Annotated in this window: 25 protein-coding genes and 2 pseudogenes; 12 read left to right on the top strand and 15 right to left on the bottom strand. The window is 45.2% G+C overall.

Features of this window, described 5'->3' with window-relative positions; genetic code table 11:
* Positions 1-143 precede the first annotated feature (143 nt).
* Positions 144-1181, bottom strand: coding sequence for an IS630 family transposase (locus Xish_RS09905; RefSeq protein ID WP_141553971.1), 1038 nt, complete (start codon positions 1179-1181; stop codon positions 144-146).
* Between the two features lie 562 nt (positions 1182-1743).
* On the opposite strand from Xish_RS09905, the gene Xish_RS09915 reads away from it, so the two are divergent.
* From Xish_RS09915 to Xish_RS09930, 4 genes and pseudogenes are all read left to right on the top strand, one after another.
* Entirely contained in the window at positions 1744-2067 is a 324-nt protein-coding gene (locus Xish_RS09915) for an IS630 transposase-related protein (RefSeq protein ID WP_099116405.1), read from the top strand.
* A 22-nt stretch (positions 2068-2089) separates the two neighbouring features.
* Positions 2090-2581 carry an IS630 family transposase gene (locus Xish_RS09920; RefSeq protein ID WP_244186112.1) on the top strand — a complete coding sequence of 164 codons (492 nt, stop codon included), beginning with the start codon at positions 2090-2092 and terminating at the stop codon, positions 2579-2581.
* Positions 2568-2744: a DUF1643 domain-containing protein gene (locus tag Xish_RS19135; RefSeq protein ID WP_099117728.1), complete on the top strand. Its 177-nt coding sequence runs from the start codon at positions 2568-2570 to the stop codon at positions 2742-2744. Before Xish_RS09920 ends, Xish_RS19135 begins: the two co-directional genes overlap by 14 nt.
* Positions 2745-2810: 66 nt before the next feature.
* Positions 2811-3635 (top strand): annotated as a pseudogene (locus Xish_RS09930) (IS982 family transposase); the annotation flags it as partial.
* 11 nt (positions 3636-3646) lie between these two features.
* Here the strand turns inward: Xish_RS09930 and Xish_RS09935 are convergent.
* The 3 genes from Xish_RS09935 to Xish_RS09945 all read right to left on the bottom strand — a co-directional run bounded on the left by Xish_RS09935 (position 3647) and on the right by Xish_RS09945 (position 5550).
* Positions 3647-4192: an IS630 family transposase gene (locus tag Xish_RS09935; RefSeq protein ID WP_341865764.1), complete on the bottom strand. Its 546-nt coding sequence runs from the start codon at positions 4190-4192 to the stop codon at positions 3647-3649.
* On the bottom strand, positions 4161-4484 hold the full coding sequence (locus tag Xish_RS09940; protein ID WP_099116405.1) for an IS630 transposase-related protein: 324 nt from the start codon (positions 4482-4484) through the stop codon (positions 4161-4163). Before Xish_RS09940 ends, Xish_RS09935 begins: the two co-directional genes overlap by 32 nt.
* A 271-nt stretch (positions 4485-4755) precedes the next feature.
* The gene (locus Xish_RS09945) at positions 4756-5550 is read right to left on the bottom strand and encodes a hypothetical protein (protein WP_099117729.1); all 795 of its coding nucleotides are present in this window, start codon (positions 5548-5550) and stop codon (positions 4756-4758) included.
* A gap of 539 nt (positions 5551-6089) precedes the next feature.
* Here Xish_RS09945 and Xish_RS09950 point away from each other — a divergent pair.
* A complete protein-coding gene (locus Xish_RS09950; RefSeq protein ID WP_099117730.1) occupies positions 6090-6347 on the top strand; it encodes a helix-turn-helix domain-containing protein in 258 nt (85 codons plus the stop codon).
* 314 nt (positions 6348-6661) lie between these two features.
* Here the strand turns inward: Xish_RS09950 and fis are convergent, their stop codons facing one another.
* From fis to acuI, 11 genes are all read right to left on the bottom strand, one after another.
* Complete coding sequence (gene fis / locus Xish_RS09955; RefSeq protein WP_010847912.1) at positions 6662-6958, bottom strand: DNA-binding transcriptional regulator Fis; 297 nt, start codon at positions 6956-6958, stop codon at positions 6662-6664.
* Between the two features lie 7 nt (positions 6959-6965).
* Complete coding sequence (dusB, locus tag Xish_RS09960; RefSeq protein WP_099117731.1) at positions 6966-7949, bottom strand: tRNA dihydrouridine synthase DusB; 984 nt, start codon at positions 7947-7949, stop codon at positions 6966-6968.
* A 283-nt stretch (positions 7950-8232) separates the two neighbouring features.
* Positions 8233-9114: a 50S ribosomal protein L11 methyltransferase gene (prmA, locus tag Xish_RS09965; protein WP_099117732.1), complete on the bottom strand. Its 882-nt coding sequence runs from the start codon at positions 9112-9114 to the stop codon at positions 8233-8235.
* A 26-nt stretch (positions 9115-9140) separates the two neighbouring features.
* Positions 9141-10586 carry a sodium/pantothenate symporter gene (gene panF, locus Xish_RS09970; RefSeq protein ID WP_099117733.1) on the bottom strand — a complete coding sequence of 482 codons (1446 nt, stop codon included), beginning with the start codon at positions 10584-10586 and terminating at the stop codon, positions 9141-9143.
* Entirely contained in the window at positions 10576-10818 is a 243-nt protein-coding gene (locus tag Xish_RS09975) for a YhdT family protein (protein ID WP_099117734.1), read from the bottom strand. The genes panF and Xish_RS09975 overlap by 11 nt, the downstream gene beginning before the upstream one ends.
* Before the next feature lie 116 nt (positions 10819-10934).
* Complete coding sequence (gene mazF / locus Xish_RS09980; protein ID WP_099117735.1) at positions 10935-11273, bottom strand: endoribonuclease MazF; 339 nt, start codon at positions 11271-11273, stop codon at positions 10935-10937.
* A gap of 2 nt (positions 11274-11275) precedes the next feature.
* A complete protein-coding gene (locus Xish_RS09985) occupies positions 11276-11524 on the bottom strand; it encodes an AbrB/MazE/SpoVT family DNA-binding domain-containing protein (protein ID WP_099117736.1) in 249 nt (82 codons plus the stop codon).
* A 173-nt stretch (positions 11525-11697) separates the two neighbouring features.
* Entirely contained in the window at positions 11698-13047 is a 1350-nt protein-coding gene (gene accC, locus Xish_RS09990) for an acetyl-CoA carboxylase biotin carboxylase subunit (RefSeq protein WP_099117737.1), read from the bottom strand.
* A gap of 13 nt (positions 13048-13060) precedes the next feature.
* Complete coding sequence (gene accB, locus Xish_RS09995) at positions 13061-13519, bottom strand: acetyl-CoA carboxylase biotin carboxyl carrier protein (RefSeq protein ID WP_099117738.1); 459 nt, start codon at positions 13517-13519, stop codon at positions 13061-13063.
* Between the two features lie 27 nt (positions 13520-13546).
* On the bottom strand, positions 13547-13999 hold the full coding sequence (aroQ, locus tag Xish_RS10000; protein WP_074020503.1) for a type II 3-dehydroquinate dehydratase: 453 nt from the start codon (positions 13997-13999) through the stop codon (positions 13547-13549).
* Between the two features lie 155 nt (positions 14000-14154).
* Positions 14155-15129 carry an acrylyl-CoA reductase (NADPH) gene (acuI, locus tag Xish_RS10005; protein WP_099117739.1) on the bottom strand — a complete coding sequence of 325 codons (975 nt, stop codon included), beginning with the start codon at positions 15127-15129 and terminating at the stop codon, positions 14155-14157.
* A gap of 463 nt (positions 15130-15592) precedes the next feature.
* Here acuI and mreB point away from each other — a divergent pair, with 463 nt between their 5' ends.
* The 7 genes and pseudogenes from mreB to nit1 all read left to right on the top strand — a co-directional run bounded on the left by mreB (position 15593) and on the right by nit1 (position 25091).
* Complete coding sequence (gene mreB / locus Xish_RS10010; protein ID WP_099117740.1) at positions 15593-16636, top strand: rod shape-determining protein MreB; 1044 nt, start codon at positions 15593-15595, stop codon at positions 16634-16636.
* A gap of 108 nt (positions 16637-16744) precedes the next feature.
* Positions 16745-17745, top strand: a pseudogene (gene mreC / locus Xish_RS10015) (rod shape-determining protein MreC).
* Positions 17742-18230 carry a rod shape-determining protein MreD gene (gene mreD, locus Xish_RS10020; protein ID WP_099117741.1) on the top strand — a complete coding sequence of 163 codons (489 nt, stop codon included), beginning with the start codon at positions 17742-17744 and terminating at the stop codon, positions 18228-18230. Before mreC ends, mreD begins: the two are co-directional and overlap by 4 nt.
* Before the next feature lie 77 nt (positions 18231-18307).
* Entirely contained in the window at positions 18308-18895 is a 588-nt protein-coding gene (locus Xish_RS10025; RefSeq protein ID WP_099117742.1) for a Maf family protein, read from the top strand.
* Positions 18892-20361, top strand: a complete 1470-nt coding sequence (rng, locus tag Xish_RS10030; protein WP_099117743.1) for a ribonuclease G — start codon at positions 18892-18894, stop codon at positions 20359-20361. Before Xish_RS10025 ends, rng begins: the two co-directional genes overlap by 4 nt.
* Positions 20362-20433: 72 nt before the next feature.
* Positions 20434-24246, top strand: a complete 3813-nt coding sequence (gene yhdP / locus Xish_RS10035) for an AsmA2 domain-containing protein YhdP (protein WP_099117744.1) — start codon at positions 20434-20436, stop codon at positions 24244-24246.
* Positions 24243-25091 carry a deaminated glutathione amidase gene (gene nit1 / locus Xish_RS10040; RefSeq protein ID WP_099117745.1) on the top strand — a complete coding sequence of 283 codons (849 nt, stop codon included), beginning with the start codon at positions 24243-24245 and terminating at the stop codon, positions 25089-25091. The genes yhdP and nit1 overlap by 4 nt, the downstream gene beginning before the upstream one ends.
* Positions 25092-25095 lie beyond the last annotated feature (4 nt).

A 25095-nucleotide genomic window follows, 5' to 3' on the forward strand; every position in this document is an offset into this window, starting at 1 on the left:
AACATCAACACGCCCTAACCTTTGACCGGATGCGGCTAGACGTCTTGGCGGGTAATTATGAGAATGTGGTTATATTAAAGGTAGATCAATAATGAAAATTCATGAGTTTTACTCTGAGTATGACCATTGTGATATATACCAATCTAACTTGAAGATGCAGGTTTTAAAATCTGAAAATTATCAGTCAGTCGAGTCGTGAGCTCTTTCGCTTTTTCTGGCAAAGTGACATGAAAAAAGTGACGAAGAGTTTCACGGAAGGTCTTCGCATCCGGAAAATAGATATTGTTACGCACTTGCTCATTCATATACTTCCACAATCGCTCTATCGGATTGAGGTTTGGGCTGTAAGGCGGGAGGTAATGCAATTCAATATTCAGGACATACGCAATATCTTTCACCAACTCGGCTCGATGGTAACCCGCTCCATCCAGAATGAGGTGGATTTTTTGCGAAAGCGGGTAAGTTTCTCGGAGCGCACCGAAGAAATAGGCGATATTTTCGGCATTGATGCGCGGATATTCACGGATCACGGTGTCTTCAATCCGTTGTAAATTCAGGGCGCCCAGAATATTGAGACGGGTACGACTGCCGGTGGTTTCGATCCCTTTTACCTGATTTTTTCCTGCTTTCATCCAGCCATAGCTGAGCTTTGTGGACTGTGAAGGATGCACCGCATCAATAAATAGGATCGGTTCATTCTGCCCCGCTTCCTCTTTCAGCGCCTTGTAGTCATCAATAAATTGTTGCTGTTTGTGCGCATCGAATTTATGAGGAACACCCTTGGGTTTTTTATAGCTGAAACCTTGCCGGTGAAGCCATTTTGTCATTCCGCCCACGCGGAAAGAAACCTGCCAACGGGCTTGGACATAGGCCACAATTTGGGTTGTGGTATGCATCAAATTGGCGGTCAAATAATCAATCAGGGCGGCGGTTTGTTCGGCAGAGAGATGGCTTTCAGAGCCGCCATTTTCTGGGGTGAGCTTTTCCTGCGCGATAAAATCTTTCAGGTGACGGCTGACCGTACTTTCATGAATACGCAAGGCCTGTGCAATCATCTGAGCAGTCCAACCTTCTGAGGCCAAAAGCACCGCCTTAATGCGATCACAGACTCGACTGTCGCGAGTAGTATCATGCATCAATTCAAGGGCGTGTTTTTGTTCTGGTGTCAGATGAATTTTCATGGTTGCAAGCATGATCTGGTTTGGATAAGAAATCAAGCATCTTCAATGGCGATTGGTATATATGTAATGTAACAAATGTGGCTTTCTTTCGTAATAATTTCTATTAAGTAAAATACCCTCACAAAAACAATTAAACAGTGAGGGTAACGGATACCGTCTGCGCAGCAGACAAGGGCACATGAATCCCAGTGAAATCATGACTATCCTGATCCGCTTTCACATGTCGCATTACCGTGATTTTAAACATTTTTATCTGGCGCACATTTGGAAATACTTGCCCAGATGAAGGTCACATCGCCACACCAAACCTGACTGGGTTAGGTAAAAAGTGCCTGGTTGTGCTGGGCATCGCTGAATTCACGTCAAGGATAAACGATAAGGTTACGGTGAGGTTCTACATTTGAGATTATCCCGTATGTAAAATTGGGGAAAATTTTAGTAATTTATCATTAGGAGAAAATAACTGAGGCAATGGTAGTGGAAATCAAAAGTGCGCTTATATAGCTAAATCATATCAATATGACATAATATCTAAACCTAAGATGACAAGGCATAAAATGAGATGGGCTACAGCTTAGATTTTCGAAAGAGAGTATTGGCATACAAAGACAAGCATTCGTTGACTTTTGAACAAACGAGTGCCCATTTTGAAGTCTCCATGCGCACCTTGTTCCGGTGGTGCAATCAGATAGAACCTTGCATGACCCGCAATAAACCTGCCACGAAAATCCCTGATGCAGTGCTCATGGCGGATGTCCAACACTTTCCCGATGACTATCAATGGGAAAGAGCAAAACGTTTAGGTGTCTCACAATCGGCTATTCATTATGCCTTGAAACGGCTTCGGATCACCCATAAAAAAAACGTTAAAACACCCTCGCGCTGATCTTCAGGCTCGTCAGGTATTTATCGAGCGCATCAGCGACTATGAGCGGGCTGGCAGGCCGATTGTGTATTTGGATGAAAGTGGTTTTGCTCAGTCGATGCCACGTCAACATGGCTATTCGGAAAAAGGGTTACGCTGTTTTGGTTCGCATGACTGGCACGCAAAAGGCCGTATCAACGTCATTGGTGCCATTCTCGAAAATACCTTCGTCACCTTAAGCTTGTTTACCGAGAATATTAATGCCGATGTTTTTTATGCGTGGATGACACAAGATTTGCTGCCAAAGCTTCCACACGGCACCGTGATAGTGATGGACAATGCGCCTTTCCATAAACGGAATGACACGGCACAAGCGATAGCAGACAGCAGATGTCAACTGGAATGGCTTCCCGCTTATAGTCCGGATTTGAACCCAATAGAACACAAATGGGGCGGAGCAAAAGCGATCAGGAGGCAAAAAAGATGTTCGGTTGATGAGTTGTTTACGGAGCATATTGAATATGTCAGGTTATGATGATTCTGCTATATCAGAAGATGGATTGTATCGATATGACCTATGGCGAGTATGGGATGAAAGTAAACCTAACGTTATGTTTATTGGTCTAAATCCTTCCACCGCAGACCATGAGATTAATGATAATACTATTACGCGATGCTCGACTTTCGAGGAGAGTTGAAATGACATAGCCCGTCCTTTATAACTTTAAGTGACCAAACCAAAAGAAATAAAGGAACAAAAGGCTATGTCACAGCAAGATTTTATCATTTGGGTATTTTGTTGGGTAGATGAAAATTTAGCAGAATTACAGCAAGGTACACGATTCAGAAGCCGAGGCTTTCCGCCTAAACTCAGCGATGCCGAAGCCATCACGATGGAAGTCGTGGGTGAATTTTTAGGATTTTCAACAGATAAAGGCATTTGGACATACTTTAATAGCCACTGGCGCGAGTGGTTTCCGAGGCTGGGTTCACGCGCCAATTTTGCTAAACAGATTTCGAATCTTTGGTTTGTTAAACAACCACTGCAAGAGGAACTGGCGATATTATTGGGTGCGTTCGACCGGCCGGTGCATATTATTGATGGATTTCCTCTGCCCGTTTGCCTCTTTAAACGCGCGAAAGGTTGTGCACGTTTTAAAGGACAAGCCGATTATGGCTTCTGCGCCGCCAAGAGTGAAACGTACTACGGCTTTAAAGGACATCTGCTGGTCGATGAAATCGGCATCGTGACAGGGTTTACACTCACACCGGCAAGTGTCAGCGAGCGTGAGGCCGCCGGGGATTTGGTCGCGCCAATAACCGGCTATTTACTCGGTGATAAAGGATACTTAGGCACTGAATTTAAACAGGAAATGAAGAGAGAAGGCATTGAAATGATAACGCCGGTGCGAGCCAATATGGATGACCCTGTTCCCAAAGAGACGAGAAAATGCATCAATGCCAAACGGCGTCTCATTGAAACTGTGATTGGTCAACTCGCCGGGCAATTTGCTATCGAGAAGTGCTGGGCGCGGGATATGTGGCATCTGAGCAATCGAATCGCCAGAAAGCTGCTTGCTCACACATTATAGCAGAATCATCATAACCTGACATATTCAATATGCTCCGTAAACAACTCATCAACCGAACATCTTTTTTGCCTCCTGATCGCTTTTGCTCCGCCCCATTTGTGTTCTATTGGGTTCAAATCCGGACTATAAGCGGGAAGCCATTCCAGTTGACATCTGCTGTCTGCTATCGCTTGTGCCGTATCATTCCGTTTATGGAAAGATGCATTGTCCATCACTATCACGGCGCCGTGTGGAAGCTTTGGCAGCAAATCTTGTGTCATCCACGCATAAAAAACATCGGCATTAATATTCTCGGTAAACAAGCTTAAGGTGACGAAGGTATTTTCGAGAATGGCACCAATGACGTTGATACGGCCTTTTGCGTGCCAGTCATGCGAACCAAAACAGCGTAACCCTTTTTCCGAATAGCCATGTTGACGTGGCATCGCCTGAGCAAAACCACTTTCATCCAAATACACAATCGGCCTGCCAGCCCGCTCATAGTCGCTGATGCGCTCGATAAATGCCTGACGAGCCTGAAGATCAGCGCGAGGGTGTTTTAACGTTTTTTTTATGGGTGATCCGAAGCCGTTTCAAGGCATAATGAATAGCCGATTGTGAGACACCTAAACGTTTTGCTCTTTCCCATTGATAGTCATCGGGAAAGTGTTGGACATCCGCCATGAGCACTGCATCAGGGATTTTCGTGGCAGGTTTATTGCGGGTCATGCAAGGTTCTATCTGATTGCACCACCGGAACAAGGTGCGCATGGAGACTTCAAAATGTGCACTCGTTTGTTCAAAAGTCAACGAATGCTTGTCTTTGTATGCCAATACTCTCTTTCGAAAATCTAAACTGTAGCCCATCTCATTTTATGCCTTGTCATCTTAGGTTTAGATATTATGTCATATTGATATGATTTAGCTATAGGTATTTTTGCCAACTTTAAACAAGGTAAAAAAACAACGCGACTGGCTTCAACAAACTCTCGTTATTGGGTGTTAAAGTCGAGCATCGCGTTAATTTAGTTATAATAATATAGAATTGAAATTAAATGTTATGAAGGCTAGATACCACATCTTTTAGGGGAGTAGTTGCTATTTTATCTGACAGTGTCCTGTAGAAAAGTGCGATTAACTAATCTCCAACCCTCGCTTGAATATTCAAAAATTTCATTGCGACTTCAGTAACTTCATAAGCAAGTTTTTGTGTGCGCTCAATATATTCCACATAATAATCTACGCGATCTGGGTATTGCTGCCTAACTAAGTTCAGATCAATGTAATCATAATAGTCTATGGTACCTGCTGACTCCGCACCAAAATGCCGATTGAAAGAAAACACCTTATTATTTAGCTCTTGTCTTATGTCTTCTAAATCTGTTGCGTTAAAGGAATAGGTTGGATTGTCTACGAAATACATGCAGTCATAAATAGGGTCCATGAGTTTTGTGGGTACTTTTGCTCTAAATAACTCGCTTTTAAGTTGTTGTATGTATTCGTAGTTGAATAGGTTAGTGTAGATTTTAAGTGTCTTCAAATCATGAGAGGAGTAGCTAACCTGAGAGTGCTGGGTTGGCTGGGAAAGTCTTCTGTAAGCAGCTTCTTCTGCTAGATTTTTCCAAGAGCGAAGCTTCTCCACCGTATATTCACTATAATTAGCATCAACTAAGTTACCGTGATTACGGCACATCCAAATTCCGTTATTAATCGATTTACGCTGTTCTGGGGACATAGATGTGTCATACCTTGGTCCCCCTGGAGATGCGGCGCAAATATGAGCTGCTATGCCATTATTTATTTTCTCATCTTCTGACTGAGAGGCTGGGCCTAATGTGCTCTGTCCGCATTTAGGATACGAGCAAATCCATCCGACGCGATCTGCGAGGATTCTTTTTGTTGTCGCCGAGAAATCATCACGATTGTTGGGCATAATCAATATCCTTTTTTGGATTAATATTTCTATATAACTGATAAGTGCATTTTAAAGTGCTATTCACTTACGGATTGATTTAAGGAATCTAATTTTATATAACAGAAATTGCACATGCAGCACCAATCAAAACATTTGACCAACTCCCCGTAAAATAAAGCACTTGCACATTAGTATGTGTCCGCTTCTGGCACTAAGCTGACTATCATATTTACCTGAACTCAGAGTAGCAAGGTACCAGATCTCATTTAACAGCATATAACGCAAAAAGTTAAGTATTTATACTGATTCGCTTATTGAGTCCGATAAACCAATCAGTTAAAGTAGCCCCGCCATTGGCAAAATCCAATGGTCAAGGTTTTGCAGCCTTGAATGTATCCCACTGGTAGGAAATTTCTACCAGTGTGTCTGCTATCGCCTTTTCAATGGTGGTTCAGGCAGGGGAGGTTTCGACCTCACCGGTTGGATACATCCGGTCTGCAAACCCTGTCTGAATCGCCACCATCAATTTTTTTCAATTAATGGAAGGGGTAGCAGGAATGAATAATGTTAAAAATGATTGGCATCAAGCCGATATTATTGCTGCACTGCGTAAACGTGGTACAACTTTAGCGGCTGTTTCTCGTGCATCTGGTCTCAGCTCATCTACATTGGCAAATACGCTCAGCAGACCGTGGCCGAAAGGCGAATGGATCATCGCTAACTATCTCGAAATACACCCATCTGAAATCTGGCCCAGCCGCTATTTTGATTCGTATGGTGAATTGATTGAACGCAAGGTTCGGGATAAATCATAAAAATAATCAGTTCCATTTGAAAATCATCGGGAAGATAGCCGTAGCGGGGTATCTTCTCACTGGTAGAAACATCTGTAACTTTCATCTCAATGCTTCCAGACGAAATACATCGTAACTTTTCACAAGGTTGGAACGTTTGGTGTACTGACCTCTATAACACATCTAATTCTTATTTTTCTTTGGTACTCATGTTGTTCTGTGAGTTTTTGTGCTGAGGATTTTTCGGTGGGGTAATCGGTGGGGTAATTCTAAGTAAAAAGGCACTTTCTACATAGTAAAAAGTGCCGATTTAACAACATGTTACTAGACTAGGATTAGTTCATGCCGTATTTTTTCAGTTTCTTACGCAGAGTGCCACGGTTGATTCCCATCATCAGTGCTGCGCGAGTCTGGTTGCCACGGGTGTATTGCATCACCATGTCCAACAGTGGCTGTTCTACTTCAGCCAGTACCAGCTCATACAGGTCATTAACGTCTTGACCGTTCAGTTGAGCAAAATAGTTCTTCAGTGCTTGTTTAACTGAATCACGCAGAGGTTTTTGAGTTACCTGATCTTGTGAATTTACAGTAGCAACGGTTAGTACATCAGAATTTACGCGTTGTTCGAACATAGTTCTGTCAGCTCTTTTCTTTATTTACGCAAAAATTTTCGAAGTATGCCTTCAACGCCTCCAGCTGTTCGCTGGCATCCTCTATGGCGTTGAATGTGCGCCGAAACTGGTCATCAGGGGCATGTTCCTTGAGATACCAAGATACATGCTTGCGTGCAATACGAACTCCTTTGCCTTGACCGTAAAAATCATGCAGTTCTCGTACATGCTCGCTCATGAAACGCTGCACTTCGCCAAGGGGCATCGGTGACAGCAATTCTCCCGTTTCCAGATAATGCTGGATTTCCCGAAAGATCCAGGGTCTTCCCTGAGCAGCGCGGCCTATCATCAGGGCATCAGCCCCGGTGTATTCAAGCACTGCTCTGGCTTTTAGCGGGTCAGTAATGTCGCCATTGGCAATAATTGGAATGGCAACAGTCTGCTTAACTGTCCGAATATTGTCGTACTCGGCCTCACCATTAAACAGGCAAGCTCGCGTCCTGCCATGTATCGCAAGAGCCTGAATACCACAACGCTCGGCCAATTGGGCAATTTCTACACAGTTACGTTCTTCCGGTGACCATCCTGTACGGATCTTCAAAGTGACAGGTACATCAACTGCATTGACTACCGCAGAAAGGATTTTTTCAACCAGTTGCGGATAGCGCAGTAATGCAGAGCCTGCCAGCTTACGATTCACCTTCTTAGCTGGGCACCCCATATTGATATCGATGATCTGAGCACCATTGGCGACGTTAATTTTCGCCGCTGCCGCCATTTCATCGGGATCACTACCGGCTATTTGTACAGAACGCACTCCGGGTTCGTCGCTATGAACCATACGTAGCCGAGATTTATCCGTCTTCCAAACCTGAGGATTGGAAGAAAGCATTTCTGAGACTGTCATTCCTGCTCCCATCTGGTAGCAAAGAGATCGAAACGGGCGATCTGTTATGCCTGCCATAGGAGCTGCAATAAGACAGTTTTTCAACTGGTATTGTCCGATACGCATAGACGAAGAAAGAGTGGTCAACTGTGACTAAGGGCGCGTATATTACGCATTTTTCACAAGATATGAAAGGCCAAACTTTGAGCGAATCGACATTTATACCGGATTTTTTCCAGTTGATTTTTTAAATTTGGTTTATTATTGTTAAATAACAAATAGTTACATTTTATTGTTGAAATTTGTTATTACTGATATTTCTAATCATAAACAGAGCGGATTACCACCAATTGACCTCCTGGGTGATCATTTTAGTGGATAATCTCGCTTTTCAATAGGTATCAGGTGGTTATTTTTTAATCCCTGTGATGCGACACCATTCTTCTTGTTCAGCTATTGGATCAATAATAAATTCATTGTCATAGGCCTGAGCAACCCCTTCAGCCTGGCTAGCCAGAACACCAGACAAGCCCAATAATCCACCAGATTTAGGCAGTGAGCCGATGACAGGGGCAAGTTCACGCAGTGGGCCGGCTAAGATATTGGCAATCACGATGTCGCATTCAAGATCTTTAGGTTGATCTTTAGACAGATAGAGGGTTAGTTGGTCAGATACCCCATTGCGTTCGGCGTTATCCCGGCTGGCTTGAATGGCTTGTGGGTCGATATCAATACCGATAGCGTGTTTCGCGCCCAGTTTCAGGGCTGCGATGGCCAATATGCCTGAGCCACAACCGAAGTCGATGACGGTTTTACCGGTCAGGTCTAGACCGTCCAGCCATTGCAGGCAGAGGGAGGTCGTTGGGTGAGTACCTGTCCCGAAGGCCAGACCAGGGTCAAGCATCACATTGACGGCTTCTGGTTCGGGTACTTCGCGCCAGCTAGGGCAGATCCACAGACGTTTACCGAAGCGCATGGGGTGGAAGTTATCCATCCATTCACGCTCCCAATCTTTATCTTCCAGTTGTTCAATTTTGTGGATGAAGTCCTTACCCAGTTGTGGAAGCTGTTCCAATTGGCTGACAACCGCTTTCATATCCATTTCAGCGTCATACAGGCCGATAACATCGGTATCCCCCCATAAACGCGTTTCGCCCGGCAGAGGCTCAAAAATAGGGGTATCGTGGCTATCCTGAAAGGTGACTGATACGGCGCCACTTTCCATCAGCTCATCGCCTAACGCTTCCGCTTGTTGTCCCGTGGTGTTTAATCTTAATTGTATCCAAGGCATAAAAAATTCTCGTTTTGTGAATCACGTTATTGTGTGAAATGTAATCGTTTAGCGCCAATCACGCCGAATTTATTTCCTATCCAAAATGCCAGTAAACTCAGTAATAGCGATGGCACGATAGGATGAAAACCAAGAAGCTGAATATTGAAAGTTGCAAGCATTGTATAACTAGCCGCACCAGTCAGCATTGAGCTGATCGCCCCTTGGGCATTGGCTTTTTCCCAATATAACCCCAGAACCAGTGGCCAGAGGAAAACAGCTTGCAATCCACCAAATGCCAGCAAGTTCAACCAGATAATCATCTCAGGTGGGCGCCATGCTGCCAGCAGCAGTAATGCCCCTAAAAATAGGGTGGAGTAGCTGGAAATACATGACAGCCTTTTCTCCTGACTGATCTGGTGTGGAAACCGATTCAAATAGAGATCTTTGACGATAGTGGCCGAAGATTGCAGTAGTTGGGCGTTAATGGTGGACATAATCGCAGCCATTGGTGCAGCCAGAAAAATTCCGGCAGCAACAGGAGGCAGTACCGTAATCATTAAGGTTGGGATCACTTGATCGGGAATAGTCAGATCAGGAATGATGGCTCGACCAAGGGCTCCGGCAAGGTGCATGCCGAACATCAGGAACGCCATCACTATCGTGCCAAGTATAATACCGCGGTGAACGGCTTTACTGTCTTTATAAGAGATACAGCGCACCGCAGTGTGTGGTAGCCCGACGACACCAAAGCAGACCAATACCCAGAAAGAGGCCATAAATGGCCCAGTGAGGATATTATCGGCACCGTAAGGAGAAACCAAATTTGGGTCAATGGTACGCAGTGTCGTGACCGCTGCTGACAGTCCACCGGCTTTATAGATAATGCCTGCCAGCAATAATGCGGTTCCTAGCAGCATCACTATCCCTTGTAAGGCATCATTGAGGACGCTGGCTCTGAACCCACCAAACGCGGTATAGAGGGCAATGGAAACACCAAAAATCAATAACCCTGTATCGTAAGGGATGCCAGCGGCTGTTTCCAGTAAACGAGCACCGCCAATGAATTGTACTGTCATGGCACCGACAAAAGCGACCAGCAGGCTTACACTGGCAAACCAGACCAGAAAACGGCTTTGATAGCGTGCATATAGCATGTCATTAAGTGTGACCGCATTGTAACGGCGGGCGAGGATAGCAAATTTTTTCCCCAATACGCTAAGCGAGAGCCATATCGCAGGCAGTTGGATCAGTGATAGTAATACCCAACCGATACCATACTTATAAGCGGCACCAGGGCCACCAATAAATGAGCTGGCACTGATATAAGTTGCTGTAATGGTCATTGCCAATACAAAACCACCCATAGAACGGTTGCCGAGAAAATACTCATTTAGGAATTCCCCTGTTTGCCGGCGGCGATAAGCATAGATTGAGAGTATGAAAACCAATGCCAGATATCCCACAAGAGGCAGAATGACTTCACTTTGCATCACTATCCTCCAGTGGCATGTCCTTGAATATAAACTTCACCATCAAGTAGCAGAGGATGATAAATAAGGTGGGTAGCAGCAAGCAAGCCAGTTCAAACCAGCGAGGCAAGCCAGTTAAGCCGATGGCATCACTGGGTAAATAGGCACACAGCAGCCAGCCAACAAGATAAGCCAGCGTCAGGAATACTGCCCAGCGTGCTTCTTTGTGGGATTGAACAAATCGTCCGTCCATTCGTTCTCCGGGTAATTTATATGAAACAATATGGGGGAATTGTACGGTAATGCGTAGATTTATTCAGGAGAAAAGTGGTTGGTTAGGCGGTCATCGAATTCCGCCAAACCCCTTGATTATCCGATTAACACCTTAAGTTTTGCTCTGGCGAGCGACAAAGCGGCAATGGGGGCACGACCTTTATAAACCGCATTTCTTTCCTTCCAATCAATACTTTTCACTTGATCTGAGAGTACAGCGCTTTTTGGCATATCATCATTATCGATGATAACTTCAAATGGGTAACCTTTTACTTTTGTGGTCATCGGGCAACATAATAACAAGCTGGTTTTTTCATTATAAATGGCAGGACTCAAAACCAGTGCTGGTCGGCGTCCTGCCTGTTCGTGTCCAGCTTGAGGGTCAAAATCGATCCAAACGATATCACCCGCATCTGGAATATATTTTTTTTCCATTATCATTCCACCTGTTCTTTCCCTACAGGACGTCCGAAAGTGATTTCAGGATGCAAGTTTTCTTCAGTAATACCAGAAACTAATGCCTGTAATGTCATTTCCGGTTCAACAGGAATGATAATAATTCTTCCCTGGTTATCAACGCTCACATCAACAACATCATCGGCGTGCAATTTGGCAGATTCCATAATTGCTAGTGGTAATCGTACAGATGTACTATTGCCCCATTTTTTCAGGGTAACTTTAGCCATAACGAGACCTCACTTTCATTAAGTATCAACATTGTTGATACAATATAAGGCGAATTAGATTAATATTCAACCACATTATTTTCCCATCTTCTCTCAAGACATAAAAAAATCCCACCTATAAAAGATGGGATTTCATTCAAAGCAAAAAACGTTAAATAAGCGTCAGAAAAACCTTACTTATCATGTAAGCCTAGTTTTTTCTCCAGATAGTGGATATTGGTTCCGCCTTGCTGGAAGTTCTCGTCACTCATGATTGCCAGTTGCAGATCGATATTGGTCTTGATGCCATCAATAATCAGCTCGGCCAGTGCGTTCTTCATACGCGCAATGGCTACTTCACGGGTTTCGCCGTAAGTGATAAGCTTACCGATCATGGAATCATAGTAAGGCGGCACGGTATATCCCGCATAGATATGGGATTCCCAACGCACGCCAAATCCACCTGGTGAGTGGAAATGGGTGATCTTGCCCGGACTTGGCAGGAAGGTTTTCGGATCTTCTGCATTGATACGGCATTCGATCGCATGACCTTTGATTTCGACATCTTCCTGTTTGATGGACAGTGGCAAACCAGAGGCGATACGTAGCTGTTCCTTAATCAAGTCAACGCCAGTGATCATTTCAGTCACTGGATGTTCAACCTGAATACGGGTATTCATCTCAATAAAGTAGAATTCGCCGTTTTCGTACAAGAACTCAAATGTACCCGCTCCGCGATAGCCGATTTCAATACAGGCATTGGCACAACGTTCACCGATGCTGCGGCGTAGCTCTGAAGGAATGCCTGGTGCTGGCGCTTCTTCCACTACTTTCTGGTGGCGGCGCTGCATGGAGCAGTCACGTTCAGCCAGATAGAGCGCATTGCCCTGACCATCAGCCAAAACTTGAATTTCAACGTGACGTGGGTTTTCAAGGAATTTCTCCATGTATACCATGTCGTTGTTGAAAGCTGCCTTGGCTTCTGCGCGGGTCATGGCGATGGACTGTTCCAGATCTTTGTCGCTGCGTACAACGCGCATACCACGACCGCCGCCGCCGCCCGATGCCTTGATAATCACCGGATAGCCGATGCGATTTGCAATGGTTTTGTTTTTCTCGGCATCGTCACCCAATGGGCCATCAGAGCCAGGAACGCAAGGTACGCCCGCTTTTTTCATGGCGCTGATAGCGGAAACCTTATCTCCCATCAAACGGATGGTATCCGCTTTCGGGCCAATGAAAATAAAGCCAGAACGCTCGACCTGCTCGGCAAAGTCGGCGTTTTCAGACAGGAAGCCATAACCCGGATGGATTGCCTGTGCGCAGGTGATTTCCGCCGCAGAGATAATGGCAGGAATATTCAGGTAACTTTTTGCTGAGGCGGCCGGACCGATGCAGACGGTTTCATCCGCCAGCAGGACGTGCTTCAGGTCACGGTCTGCCGCAGAGTGCACAGCCACGGTTTTGATCCCAAGTTCCTTACAGGCTCTCAGGATACGCAGTGCAATTTCACCGCGGTTAGCAATGACAATTTTTTCAAGCATGGGGTGCGCCTCGTTATTCGATGACGACCAGTGGCTCGTCGAATTCAACAGGTTGACCGTCTTGAACCAGAATCGCTTTCACTACGCCAGTTTTGTCAGCTTCGATCTGGTTCATCATTTTCATCGCTTCAACGATGCACAGGGTTTCGCCCTGATTAACATGCTGGCCGACTTCAATGAAAGGTTTCGCATCTGGGCTTGGTGAACGGTAGAACGTACCCACCATTGGGGAGCGAACCATGTGACCGCTAATTTCAGCAGGTTTATCAGCGACGACTGGTGCTGCTACTGGTGCAACGGCTTGCATTGGTTGCTGAACAGGTGCAGAAATATATTGCTGAGTCATAGGCATTGCCGTAGCTGTTGTTGTCCGGCTGATGCGTACTGATTCTTCACCTTCAGAAATTTCCAGTTCAGAAATGCCAGATTCTTCAACCAGCTCGATCAATTTTTTTATCTTACGAATATCCATGAGTGTGGTTCCGTACTTTTAAGTCAATTAGTTGGATGTTGACAAGCGGTTGACCGCTGCCTGTAATGCGAAACTGTAACCATCCGCCCCTAATCCGCAGATGACGCCTACTGCAATATCGGAAAGATACGAGTGGTGACGGAATGGCTCGCGGGCATGCACGTTGGAAAGGTGGATCTCAATAAATGGGATATCTACCGCCAGAAGTGCGTCGCGCAATGCCACGCTGGTATGCGTGTATGCCGCAGGGTTGATTAAAATAAAATCCGTATTGCCCCGCGCAGAATGAATTCTCTCAATCAGTTCAGATTCTGCGTTGGATTGCAGATGGGATAATTCAGCCCCCGATTGCTGAGCTTCTTTTGACAGTCTGTTAACGATGTTATCAAGCGTTAACTTGCCGTAGGTCTCTGGCTCTCGTGTTCCCAACAGGTTCAGGTTAGGACCATTCAAGAGTAAAATGCGAAACTTGTCTGCCATTGTGCGGGTATCTCCGGCAATCTGTCAACAATCGACCAAGATAACTCGATGTTAACGGTTTGTCATCTCTTTCTGATATCTAGAATTGTAAATTTGGCGATAAAGCCCGACATTATAAACATATCGTGGCATTTAGCAGCTAAATACTGGTCTTATCAGCGTACTTTTACGACTGTTCTGCCCGTAATTTGATTGTTTATCAACTTATTGGCGTATTCGGGCACTTGGTCTAATGTAATTTCATTAGCGGTTTGCCGATAAAAGGAATCGGGCAGTTGCTCTTGTAAACGCTGCCAAATGGCAGGGCGTTTCAAAGCAGGAACAGTAACAGATTCCACACCCTGCAAACGAACATTACGCAGAATAAATGGCATTACGCTCGTGGGTAGTTGACTATCACTTGCCATGCCACAGGCAGCTACTGTACCGTTATAACGAACTTGTGCCAGCAAGGTAGCCAATACCGTACCACCTACGGTATCTATCACACCTGCCCAACGTTGTTTTTCTAATGGACGTGATGGATGGTTGAAATCACTGGTGGACAGAACCGCTTTTGCTCCCAGTGAGAGCAGGTAATCTTGACTATCGGGTTTACTGCTAACCGCAGTGACGGAATAGCCCAGTTGTGACAGCAAAGTTATTGCTGTACTACCAACACCACCACTGGCTCCCGTCACGGCAATTTCTCCGCTTTCAGGTGTTACGCCCCCTTGTTCCAACGCCATGACACATAACATGGCAGTAAAACCCGCCGTGCCGATGATCATTGCTTGTCGGGTACTTAATCCGTACGGCAGAGGGGTCAGCCATTCACCAGAGACTCTCGCTTGTTCTGCCAGCCCTCCCCAGTGTGTTTCTCCCACGCCCCAGCCAGTCAGTAAAACATGCTGCCCGACGTGAAAACGGGGATCTTCGGAATGATGAACAACACCAGAAAAGTCGATGCCAGGCACCATCGGAAATTGGCGGATAATCTTCCCTTTGCCGGTGATGGCAAGGGCATCTTTGTAATTGAGTGTTGACCAATGGATATCAACGACCACATTACCCGATGGTAATTGAGATGCATCAATATTTTGAATAGATGCTGATAATGTTTCGTGTTGTTCCAGTAATAAAGCTTTCATGATCATCCTCTCTTGATAGATATCTATTTGACATTATTACCTGTTTAGCATTACCACGATTCTGGTATTACCACAATTTGGCACCTCCGCAATTTTGTATTACTACAATTTTGCGTTACTACAATATAGATAAAACCTGATGTACTGAAATGAGCAGTCAACAATGTTGTGATATCTCACCAAATTCATCTATTGTTTTTATAATTAATGAACTATTTCGTCTTGGGACTTTCTCTGTCATGTTGTTTTTTGGTGTATTAGCTGAATTAGCCCATTTTTATGCAGTTTTTTTCTGCTCCGTTAGAGAAAAGTAACGTAGAATATCGTATTTCTGATGTGAATAACGTGGCCACTTTTATTGAAGTAGTAAAAGTAGTTAATTATGCGCCTTGTCGCTGCTTCATGTGGTTGGTAGAGTAGACGGACAATCTCCGTCCCCAGCTTGCAGGATTATCCTTTCGTTATGTTAAATAAATTTCGTGGCATGTTTTCCAACGATTTGTCCATTGACTTGGGTACTGCCAATACCCTTATTTATGTCAAAGGCCAAGGAATAGTATTGGATCAACCCTCTGTCGTTGCTATTCGCCAGGACAGAGCCGGTTCACCAAAAAGTGTTGCAGCAGTAGGGCTGGAAGCAAAACAGATGCTGGGACGTACTCCGGGTAATATTGCAGCTATCCGTCCCATGAAGGATGGGGTTATTGCTGATTTTTATGTTACCGAAAAAATGCTGCAACATTTTATCAAGCAAGTTCACAATAACAGCTTCATGCGTCCAAGCCCGCGCGTGTTGGTCTGTGTACCTGTCGGAGCGACGCAAGTTGAACGTCGCGCCATTCGCGAATCTGCCCAAAGTGCAGGAGCGCGGGAAGTATTTTTAATTGAAGAGCCTATGGCGGCTGCTATCGGTGCTGGTTTGCCTGTTTCCGAAGCGACGGGTTCAATGGTCGTTGATATTGGTGGGGGAACCACTGAAGTTGCAGTTATTTCCCTTAATGGGGTTGTTTATTCTTCTTCTGTACGTATTGGTGGTGACCGTTTTGATGAAGCCATCATTAATTACGTTCGTCGCAATTATGGCTCCCTGATTGGGGAAGCAACGGCAGAACGCATCAAACATGAAATTGGTTCTGCCTATCCAACGGATGAAGTGCGTGAAATTGAAGTGCGTGGCCGTAACCTTGCGGAAGGTGTACCGCGCAGCTTTACTCTGAATTCCAATGAAATTCTTGAAGCTCTGCAAGAACCATTAACAGGTATTGTAAGTGCTGTGATGGTCGCTTTAGAACAGTGCCCACCAGAGTTGGCTTCCGATATTTCTGAACGTGGCATGGTGCTGACTGGTGGTGGTGCGTTGCTGCGTAATCTTGATCGTTTGCTGATGGAAGAAACCGGAATTCCTGTTATTGTTGCTGAAGATCCACTGACCTGTGTTGCCCGTGGTGGTGGCAAGGCACTGGAAATGATCGACATGCATGGTGGCGATCTGTTCAGCGAAGACTGAAAGTAACTCTGCGAGCTGGGAGGTGGACGTGTTTTATTGGAGCCTCCTTGCTGATTGCGCCAGAGTTTTATTATTTACGAAACAACGCAGCCCGACAATACGCCATTTATGAAGCCGATTTTCAGCAGAGGGCCTTCTCTGCAACTACGACTCTTTTTTGCTATCATTGTTGCCATTATTTTGATGGTGGTAGACAGCCGCCTTGGTGTGTTCAATAAAATCCGTAGCTACATGGATACGGCTGTGAGTCCTTTTTACTTTCTTGCCAACGGTCCGCGACAGTTTTTGGACGGTATCTCAGAATCTTTTGCCAACCGCAATCAACTAGAGCTGGAAAATCGAACCCTGCGTAATGAATTGCGTTTACAGGACAGCAAATTACTGCTGTTGGGGCAACTGAAACAAGAAAACTCCCGTTTACGTGAATTGCTGGGATCGCCTTTGCGTCACGATGAACACATGATGGTATCGCAGGTGATTTCAGGGGGGATGGATCCATACCGAGACCAAATAGTTATTGATAAAGGAGTGAAAGATGGCGTGTACGAGGGGCAGCCGGTTATCAGTGATCGAGGTGTAGTGGGGCAAGTGACCTCCGTGAGTCAGTTGAGCAGCCGGATATTGTTGATTTGTGATACTTCTCATGCCATACCTGTGCAGGTATTGCGTAATGACATTCGTGTTATCGCGGGTGGAGCAGGGTGTACAGACGATCTCTTGCTGGAGCCTTTACCAAGTGATACTGACATTCGCGTAGGGGATGTATTGGTGACATCAGGGTTGGGAGGGCGTTTTCCCGAAGGTTATCCTGTGGCTGTAGTCTCTTCTGTCAAAATTGATAACCAGCGGGCTCATGCGGTAATTCGTGCTCGTCCGTTGGCTGAATTGCGGCGCTTGCGTTATTTACTACTATTGTGGGGGGGGATAATGATCCATCTGAGCCATTGCCACCCTCGGAAGTCTACCGCGCTGCCAATGAACGTTTGATGCAGATGTTACCACAGGTGTTGCCAAATCCTTCAGATAAGCCACCGCAGTTGTTGGCACCAAAATCAGCAGAAACGTCAGCGGAAAAACCGACATCACCAGCTACAGGAAATCGTCAATGAGCCAATACTATAGCCAGGGACTTTGGGTCATTTGGTTATCTTTCCTGATTGCAATAGTGCTACAGATTATGCCGTGGCCGGAACAATTTTCTATGTTTCGGCCTACCTTATTGATGTTGTGTCTGGTTTATTGGTTGCTTGCGCTTCCCCATCGAGTCAGTGTTGGTACTGGCTTTGTATTGGGGATTATTACGGATCTGTTACACGGAAGTATTTTGGGAGCACATGCGCTGGCATTTAGCATTATCGGTTTTCTGGTCGCTTTCAAATTCCAGCTTATCCGCAATATGGCGCTTTGGCAGCAAGCCCTGGTTGTGGTCGGGCTTTCGACATTGATGAACCTCTGCGTTTTTCTGTTCCATGCTCTGTTACTAAAGACCCTCTTTCATCCAGAAGTGTTCTGGAATGGGGTGGTCAACGGTATTCTCTGGCCTTGGCTATTCTTATTAATGCGGAAAATCCGTCGTCAATTTTTAGTCCGTTAAAGTGGAACCCTGTATTTAAAGGCAAAGGCGTATAACAAAAAATAGCTGACGTGATAGACTCCTAAGGATTATTCGCGATGAAAACCATTTACTTAGCTTCTGGCTCTCCAAGACGGCGTGAGCTGGTGGAATTATTGGATTTTAACTTTGAAATTCTGGCACCTCAGGTCGAAGAAAAATGGCGTGAAGGAGAGTCACCACAGCAATATGTTACTCGATTAGCCAGAGAGAAAGCACAAGCTGGCGTAGCCATTGCACCACACGCTTATCCCGTTCTGGGGGCGGATACCCTTGTTGTATTGAATCACCAAATTTTGGAAAAACCGCGAAATCAGCAACACGCCGCGGAAATGCTTAACATTTTGTCTGGTCAATGCCACCAAGTAATGACGGCTGTTGCTTTATCGAACAATCAGCACACCTTGAGTGAGATAGTTATTACAGATGTGATATTCCGCCAGTTGTCCCAACGGGAAATACAGGAATATATTGCAACTGGAGAGCCAATGGATAAAGCCGGTGCTTATGGCATTCAAGGTAAAGGCGGTTGTTTTGTCAGAAAAATTAATGGCAGTTACCACGCTGTTGTCGGCTTGCCACTGGTGGAAACGTGTGAATTAATCACACGATTTTTAGCGTTAGCTGATGGGAAGGAGTATTCATGACAGCAGAGTTATTAGTCAATGTAACACCATCCGAAACGCGGGTTGCTTATATTGATGGCGGTATATTACAAGAAATTCATATTGAGCGGGAAGCCAAAAGGGGCATTGTCGGCAACATTTATAAAGGGCGTGTGAGTCGGGTTTTGCCGGGTATGCAGGCAGCGTTTGTCGATATTGGGTTGGAGAAAGCGGCTTTTTTGCATGCTTCGGATATCGTGCCTCATACTGAGTGTATTGCTGGCGAAGAGCGGAAGAATTTTCATGTCAGGGACATCGCTGAATTGGTGCGTCAGGGGCAGGATTTACTTGTTCAGGTAGTAAAAGATCCTCTGGGGACAAAAGGTGCTCGTCTGACAACGGATATCACCTTACCGTCACGTTATTTGGTGTTTATGCCAGGGGCATCACATGTGGGGGTTTCACAGCGTATAGAAAGCGAAGAAGAGCGTGAACGCCTAAAAAGCATCGTCATGGAGTATTGTGATGAGCATGGGGGTTTTATTATCCGCACGGCCGCTGAAGGCGTGGGAAAAGAAGAACTGGCACAGGATGCCGCGTTTTTGAAGCACCTGTGGAGTAAAGTGATTGAACGCAAGAAGCGCAATATCACCAAAAATAAGGTATATGGTGAATTAGCACTGGCACAGCGTGTTTTACGTGATTTTGTTGGTGCTTCCCTTGATCGCATTCGAGTCGATTCCCGTCAAACATTTCTCCAATTGCAGGAATTTATTGATGAATATATTCCTGAAATGAACGCTAAACTGGAACATTATCAGGGAAATCAGCCTATATTTGACCTATACGACGTGGAAAATGAAATTCAACGGGCGCTGGAACGTAAGGTGGAATTAAAGTCAGGCTGTTATCTGATCATTGATCAGACAGAAGCCATGACGACAATTGATATTAATACCGGTGCTTTTGTTGGGCATCGTAATTTAGAAGAGACTATCTTTAATACTAATATCGAAGCAACACAGGCAATCGCCCGACAATTAAGGCTCCGTAATTTGGGTGGCATCATTATCATTGATTTTATTGACATGGGTAATGAAGAACACCGCCGCCGCGTATTAGCTTCCCTGGAACAGGCATTAAGCAAAGATAGGGTGAAAACAACCATCAATGGTTTTTCACAATTGGGTTTGGTTGAGATGACGCGCAAACGTACACGAGAAAGTATTGAACATATCTTGTGTGATTATTGTCCAACGTGCCTGGGGCGCGGTACGGTAAAATCCGTCGAAACTGTCTGTTATGAAATTTTGCGTGAAATTGTACGAGTCAATCGTGCAATTGATGCTGATCGTTTTCTGGTTTATGCCTCACCAGCCGTAAGTGAAGCCTTAAAAGGGGACGAGTCCCACGCACTGGCTGAGGTGGAGATTTTTGTCGGTAAACAGGTCAAGGTTCAGACAGAACAGCGTTACAGCCAGGAGCAATTTGACGTCATTATGATGTAACGCAAGATTTTAATTTGTATGAGTTAATTTGTAAATTGCAGAGAAATTGCGCTGGCAACCAAGGAGAAATGAGTGAAGCGACTGCCGGGGATACTATTAGCGACAGCCGCAATAGTCATTATCATTGTGGCTTTGCTTGTCAGCGGGTTGCGTTTCTTCCTGCCACATATCAATGAATATCGTCAGCAATTAGTCGGAAAAATTGCTGACGTAACAGACATTCCTGTCAATATTGGTTACATAAAAGGTCATTGGGAACCTTTTGGTCCTAGTCTGGAAATCCGTGATATCAGCGCGAAAACGGCAGATGTCGATATTCATGCCAAAAAGGTCATACTTTCTTTGGATGTCTGGCGTTCACTTTTACAACGGCGCTGGCATTTTCGTGATCTGTCCTTTTACCAGCTTCAGATAAATTACGATAAACCTTTATTTGGAAAAGAGGGAGAAAACAGGTTTTCTCAGCCAGATAGCCTATCTACCCTGTTTCTTGAACAATTCAACCATTTTGATTTACATGACAGTCGGTTAACCTTTTTGACACCCTCTGGTGAAAAAGCGGATTTACTATTACCGCAGCTAACCTGGCTGAATAAAGATAACCGCCATCGGGCACAAGGCAGTGTGAGCCTCTCTTCGATCAATGGGCAAGAAGGTATTGTTCAGGTGAAGCTTGACCTGAAAGATAACGATGGGATTTTGGATAATGGCACAGTTTATTGGCAGGCCGATGATATCGATATGCGACTGTGGTTAAGCCGTTGGTTGAGGGATAATACAGGATTGGATAATGCCCATTTCAGTTTAGCCAGTTGGATTACCTTAAAAAATGGGCGGATTGATAGTGGACGTTTACAGCTTAAGCAGGGTGGAGCTAATTGGCATGTCGGAAATGAAAACCATCAGCTTGAAGTGCATGATTTCCTTGTGCAAATGCGTCGCCAGGGGGAAGGCTGGTTATTTGAAGCGCCAAATTTGGCAAGCCTGAAAACTGATGGGCAACGGTGGCCAGAAGGGAAGCTTGCGACACTGTATGTTAAGCAGTCACAGCAATATCAGGATAATGATCACTGGCGTGTTCGTGCCGAAAATATTCAGCTTGAATACTTAAATGGGATATTGCCTATACTCTCTTTTGTGACACCGGATACCGTCAAAGATTGGCAGCACCGACAGCCAGAGGGAGTGATTGACAATTTTGCCCTCGATATCACCCCCGCGCTTCCCGATGATATGGGAATTCGTTTGAAATGGCGGGATGTAAGCTGGTTACGTTGGAAAGAACTGCCTTCTATCGACCAATTCAGTGGCAGGTTAGAAGGGAATAAACAGTGGGGAAAGCTCAATTTTGCATTAAAAAACAGCACCATTGATTATGGCAATATGTTTCAGGCACCGCTTGAGATTGCCAGCAGTGAAGGGCAGGTATCTTGGCAAAATGATCAAAATGGCATGGAAGTATGGAGCCAGGGGCTGGATTTGCAGGCCAAATCGCTATGGCTCAATGGAAATTTCCATTATCTAAAACCCCATAACAAACCCCCTGTTTTGGCCATGTTAGCTGGAATTCGAGCCAATGATCTGGGTGAAGCATGGCGCTATTTCCCCAAACCACTAATGGGGGGATCTCTGACAGACTATTTGACCGCTTCCTTGATCAAGGGAAAGGTTGATAATGCGACCTTGGTTTTTCATGGTGATCCTCATGATTTCCCATTTAAACAGAACAATGGTCAATTTCAGGTATTTGTACCGCTACGTCATGCAACCTTTCAATATCAACCTGATTGGCCGGCGCTGTTTGATTTGAATATCGATCTGAATTTCCAGAATAACGGATTGTGGATGCTGGCACAGAAAACGCATTTGGGAAAAGTGGAAGCGTCTCATGTTTCGGCAGTGATCCCTGATTACGGCAAGGATAAGCTGTTTATTGACGCTGCGCTCTCTGGCGATGGGAAGAGTATCCATGATTACTTCAACCACAGCCCGATGGCAGACACAATTGGTAGCGCACTAGAGAACTTGCAACTTAGTGGCAGGGTGGATGGAAAACTCCATATGGATATTCCCTTGCAGCATGGGAAAGTTGCGGCAAGCGGGGAAGTAGCGCTGAAAGATACCCATCTGTTCATTAAGCCATTGAATAGCGAAATGGCGCATCTCAATGGCAAATTTCGCTTTGACAATGGTAACTTAAAAAGTGAGACATTATCTGCTAACTGGCTAGGAAATCCCTTGTCCCTGAAATTTTCTACCCAAGACTCGGCAAAACATTATCAGGTCGATGTGAAACTGGATTCGCATTGGGCGGCAAAGGCATTACCAGAACTTCCTGCGGAAATTCGCCACAAACTATCTGGAACGCTGAACTGGCAGGGAGACGTCAATGTTACGCTACCTGCTGGTGAGACAAGAAATAAGGTGAAATATCGTGTTGCAGTTAATGCAGATTTGTCACACTTGAACAGTAAATTACCAATACTGGACACAGAATCTCTGAAGGAGTGGAATAGGGTTAATCTCCATGCAGAAGGTGATATGAACCAGCTCCAGATCAAAGGATCAATGGGTAAGCGATATGCATTCAATACCCAGTGGAGGCTGGAAGAAGCTCATGTCAAATTGCAGCGGGGTATTTTTCAAACCGATAATATGGGTATTCCTGCTCTGCCGAAAAAATCATTGTTGGCCTTAAACTTGCCTGCCATTGATGGTGAAAAATTATTGGCGCTGTTTGCACTTTTGCATTGGCAGCCATCGGAAGAAAAGGGTTTTCTGTGGCCAAATGTATTTGAAATTGCATTGCCTGCACTGAATATTGCTGGACAGCGTTGGAATCAACTCACATTCAATATCATGCAACAAAACGGTGAAGTTATTGTGAGTGCAAAGGGGAAAGAGATTAATGGCAATCTTCTGATTGCAAAGCATAAGCCAATGAAGGCATCAATCAATTATCTTTATTACGATCCCCTGTTTGCTACAGGTTCGTCAAACGATGATAAAAGGTTAATGTCAGATAAGGCTTCAGTCCCCCATTATGCGTTGAACAGTTGGCCTGCATTGGATGTCAAATGTGCAGAATGCTGGGTTGCAGGTTTAAAACTCGGCAAAGTATCTGGATCGATTAGGCCAGAAGGCGATTCTCTGATTTTGACCAATGGGCAACTGGAAAATAGTGCCGGAAACCTGACATTATCCGGGCGTTGGTATGAAAACCATACCGGAAGTTCTAGCCATATCAAAGGGCAACTATCAGGTGAAAAATTCGATGATATGGCGGCTTATTTGGGCTTTATCGTCCCGATTGTGGATGCGCCTTTCAAATTTGGTTTCAATTTGAAATGGCAAAATGTCCCGTGGCAGCCTGATCTCAAGACACTGAATGGCACGCTGACCGGAGACATGAAGAAAGGGGCTATCGCCAAATTGGGAGGCGGCAGAGCTGCGCAATTATTCAGGCTTATCAGCTTTGATGCGTTGTTGCGTAAATTACAATTGGATTTTAGTGATACATTCAGTAATGATTTCAACTTTGATTCCATTCGTGGTGACGCAACGGTAAAAAACGGTGTCGTGTATACCGATAACTTTCTTATCGATGGATTGGCAGCGGATATTAATGCTACAGGACAGACCGATCTCGTTCGTCGCCAGATCGATATGGCACTGGTCATTACGCCAGAAATTTCGACAACGGTGGGCGTCGCAACGGCTTTTGCCGTCAATCCTGTGGCTGGTGCGGCAATTTTTGCCGCGACAAAAGCTCTGCGACCGCTATGGAGCAAGATATCGGTGATTCGCTATCGGTTAACGGGCAGCCTCGAACAGCCTAAAATTGATGAAGTTTTACGTCAGCTTAAGGAGAATAAAGGGCCATGAAAAACGTCAATATAGCTCTTTTACAATTATGCAGTGGAACGAATGTCAAACACAATTTAGCGCAAATTGAACAGCAGATTAAGCAATTACCAGAAACAGTAAAACTGGTTCTGACACCAGAAAATGCCCTGTTATTCGCTGATGCCGATACCTACCGCGCACATGCAGAAACGCAGGGAAGTGGGCCATTGCAACAGGCCGTAAGCGAAATAGCACAACGTTACGGTGTTTGGCTGTTGATTGGCTCTATGCCTCTTACCAGTCGGGAAGATCCCACTCGTATCACCAGCAGTAGTTTGCTGTTTGATGATCAAGGCGAAATCAGGGCACGTTACGACAAAATTCACATGTTTGATGTCAATATCAACGATGAACACGGTGCCTATAATGAATCCACGATTTACCAGCGTGGGGAACATATTACCGTTGTCGATACACCGGTTGGTCGACTGGGGATGACTATCTGTTATGATCTGCGTTTTCCGGGACTTTTTCAGGCATTGCGCGAACAGGGGGCTGAGATTATTTCCGTTCCGGCTGCTTTCACCCGCTTGACAGGTAAGGCGCATTGGGAACCATTGCTGAGAGCCCGTGCTATCGAGAATCAATGTATTATTTTGGCACCGGCACAGGTTGGTGTACATGGCACTCGCAGGACATGGGGACACACAATGGCGGTCAGTGGCTGGGGAGAAATTATCAAGAAAAATCCTCTGACCGTCAGCGCATTACAGCTTAATATCCGTCGGGATAGTTTGACTCACATGCGTGAGCAGATAAAAGTGGTGAAACACAATCGCTTCCGTCCACAACTGACTTCTTTGATAAAAAAGAATACAGATTAAGATA

Source organism: Xenorhabdus ishibashii (genome assembly GCF_002632755.1).
GTDB classification, from domain to species: Bacteria; Pseudomonadota; Gammaproteobacteria; order Enterobacterales; family Enterobacteriaceae; genus Xenorhabdus; species Xenorhabdus ishibashii.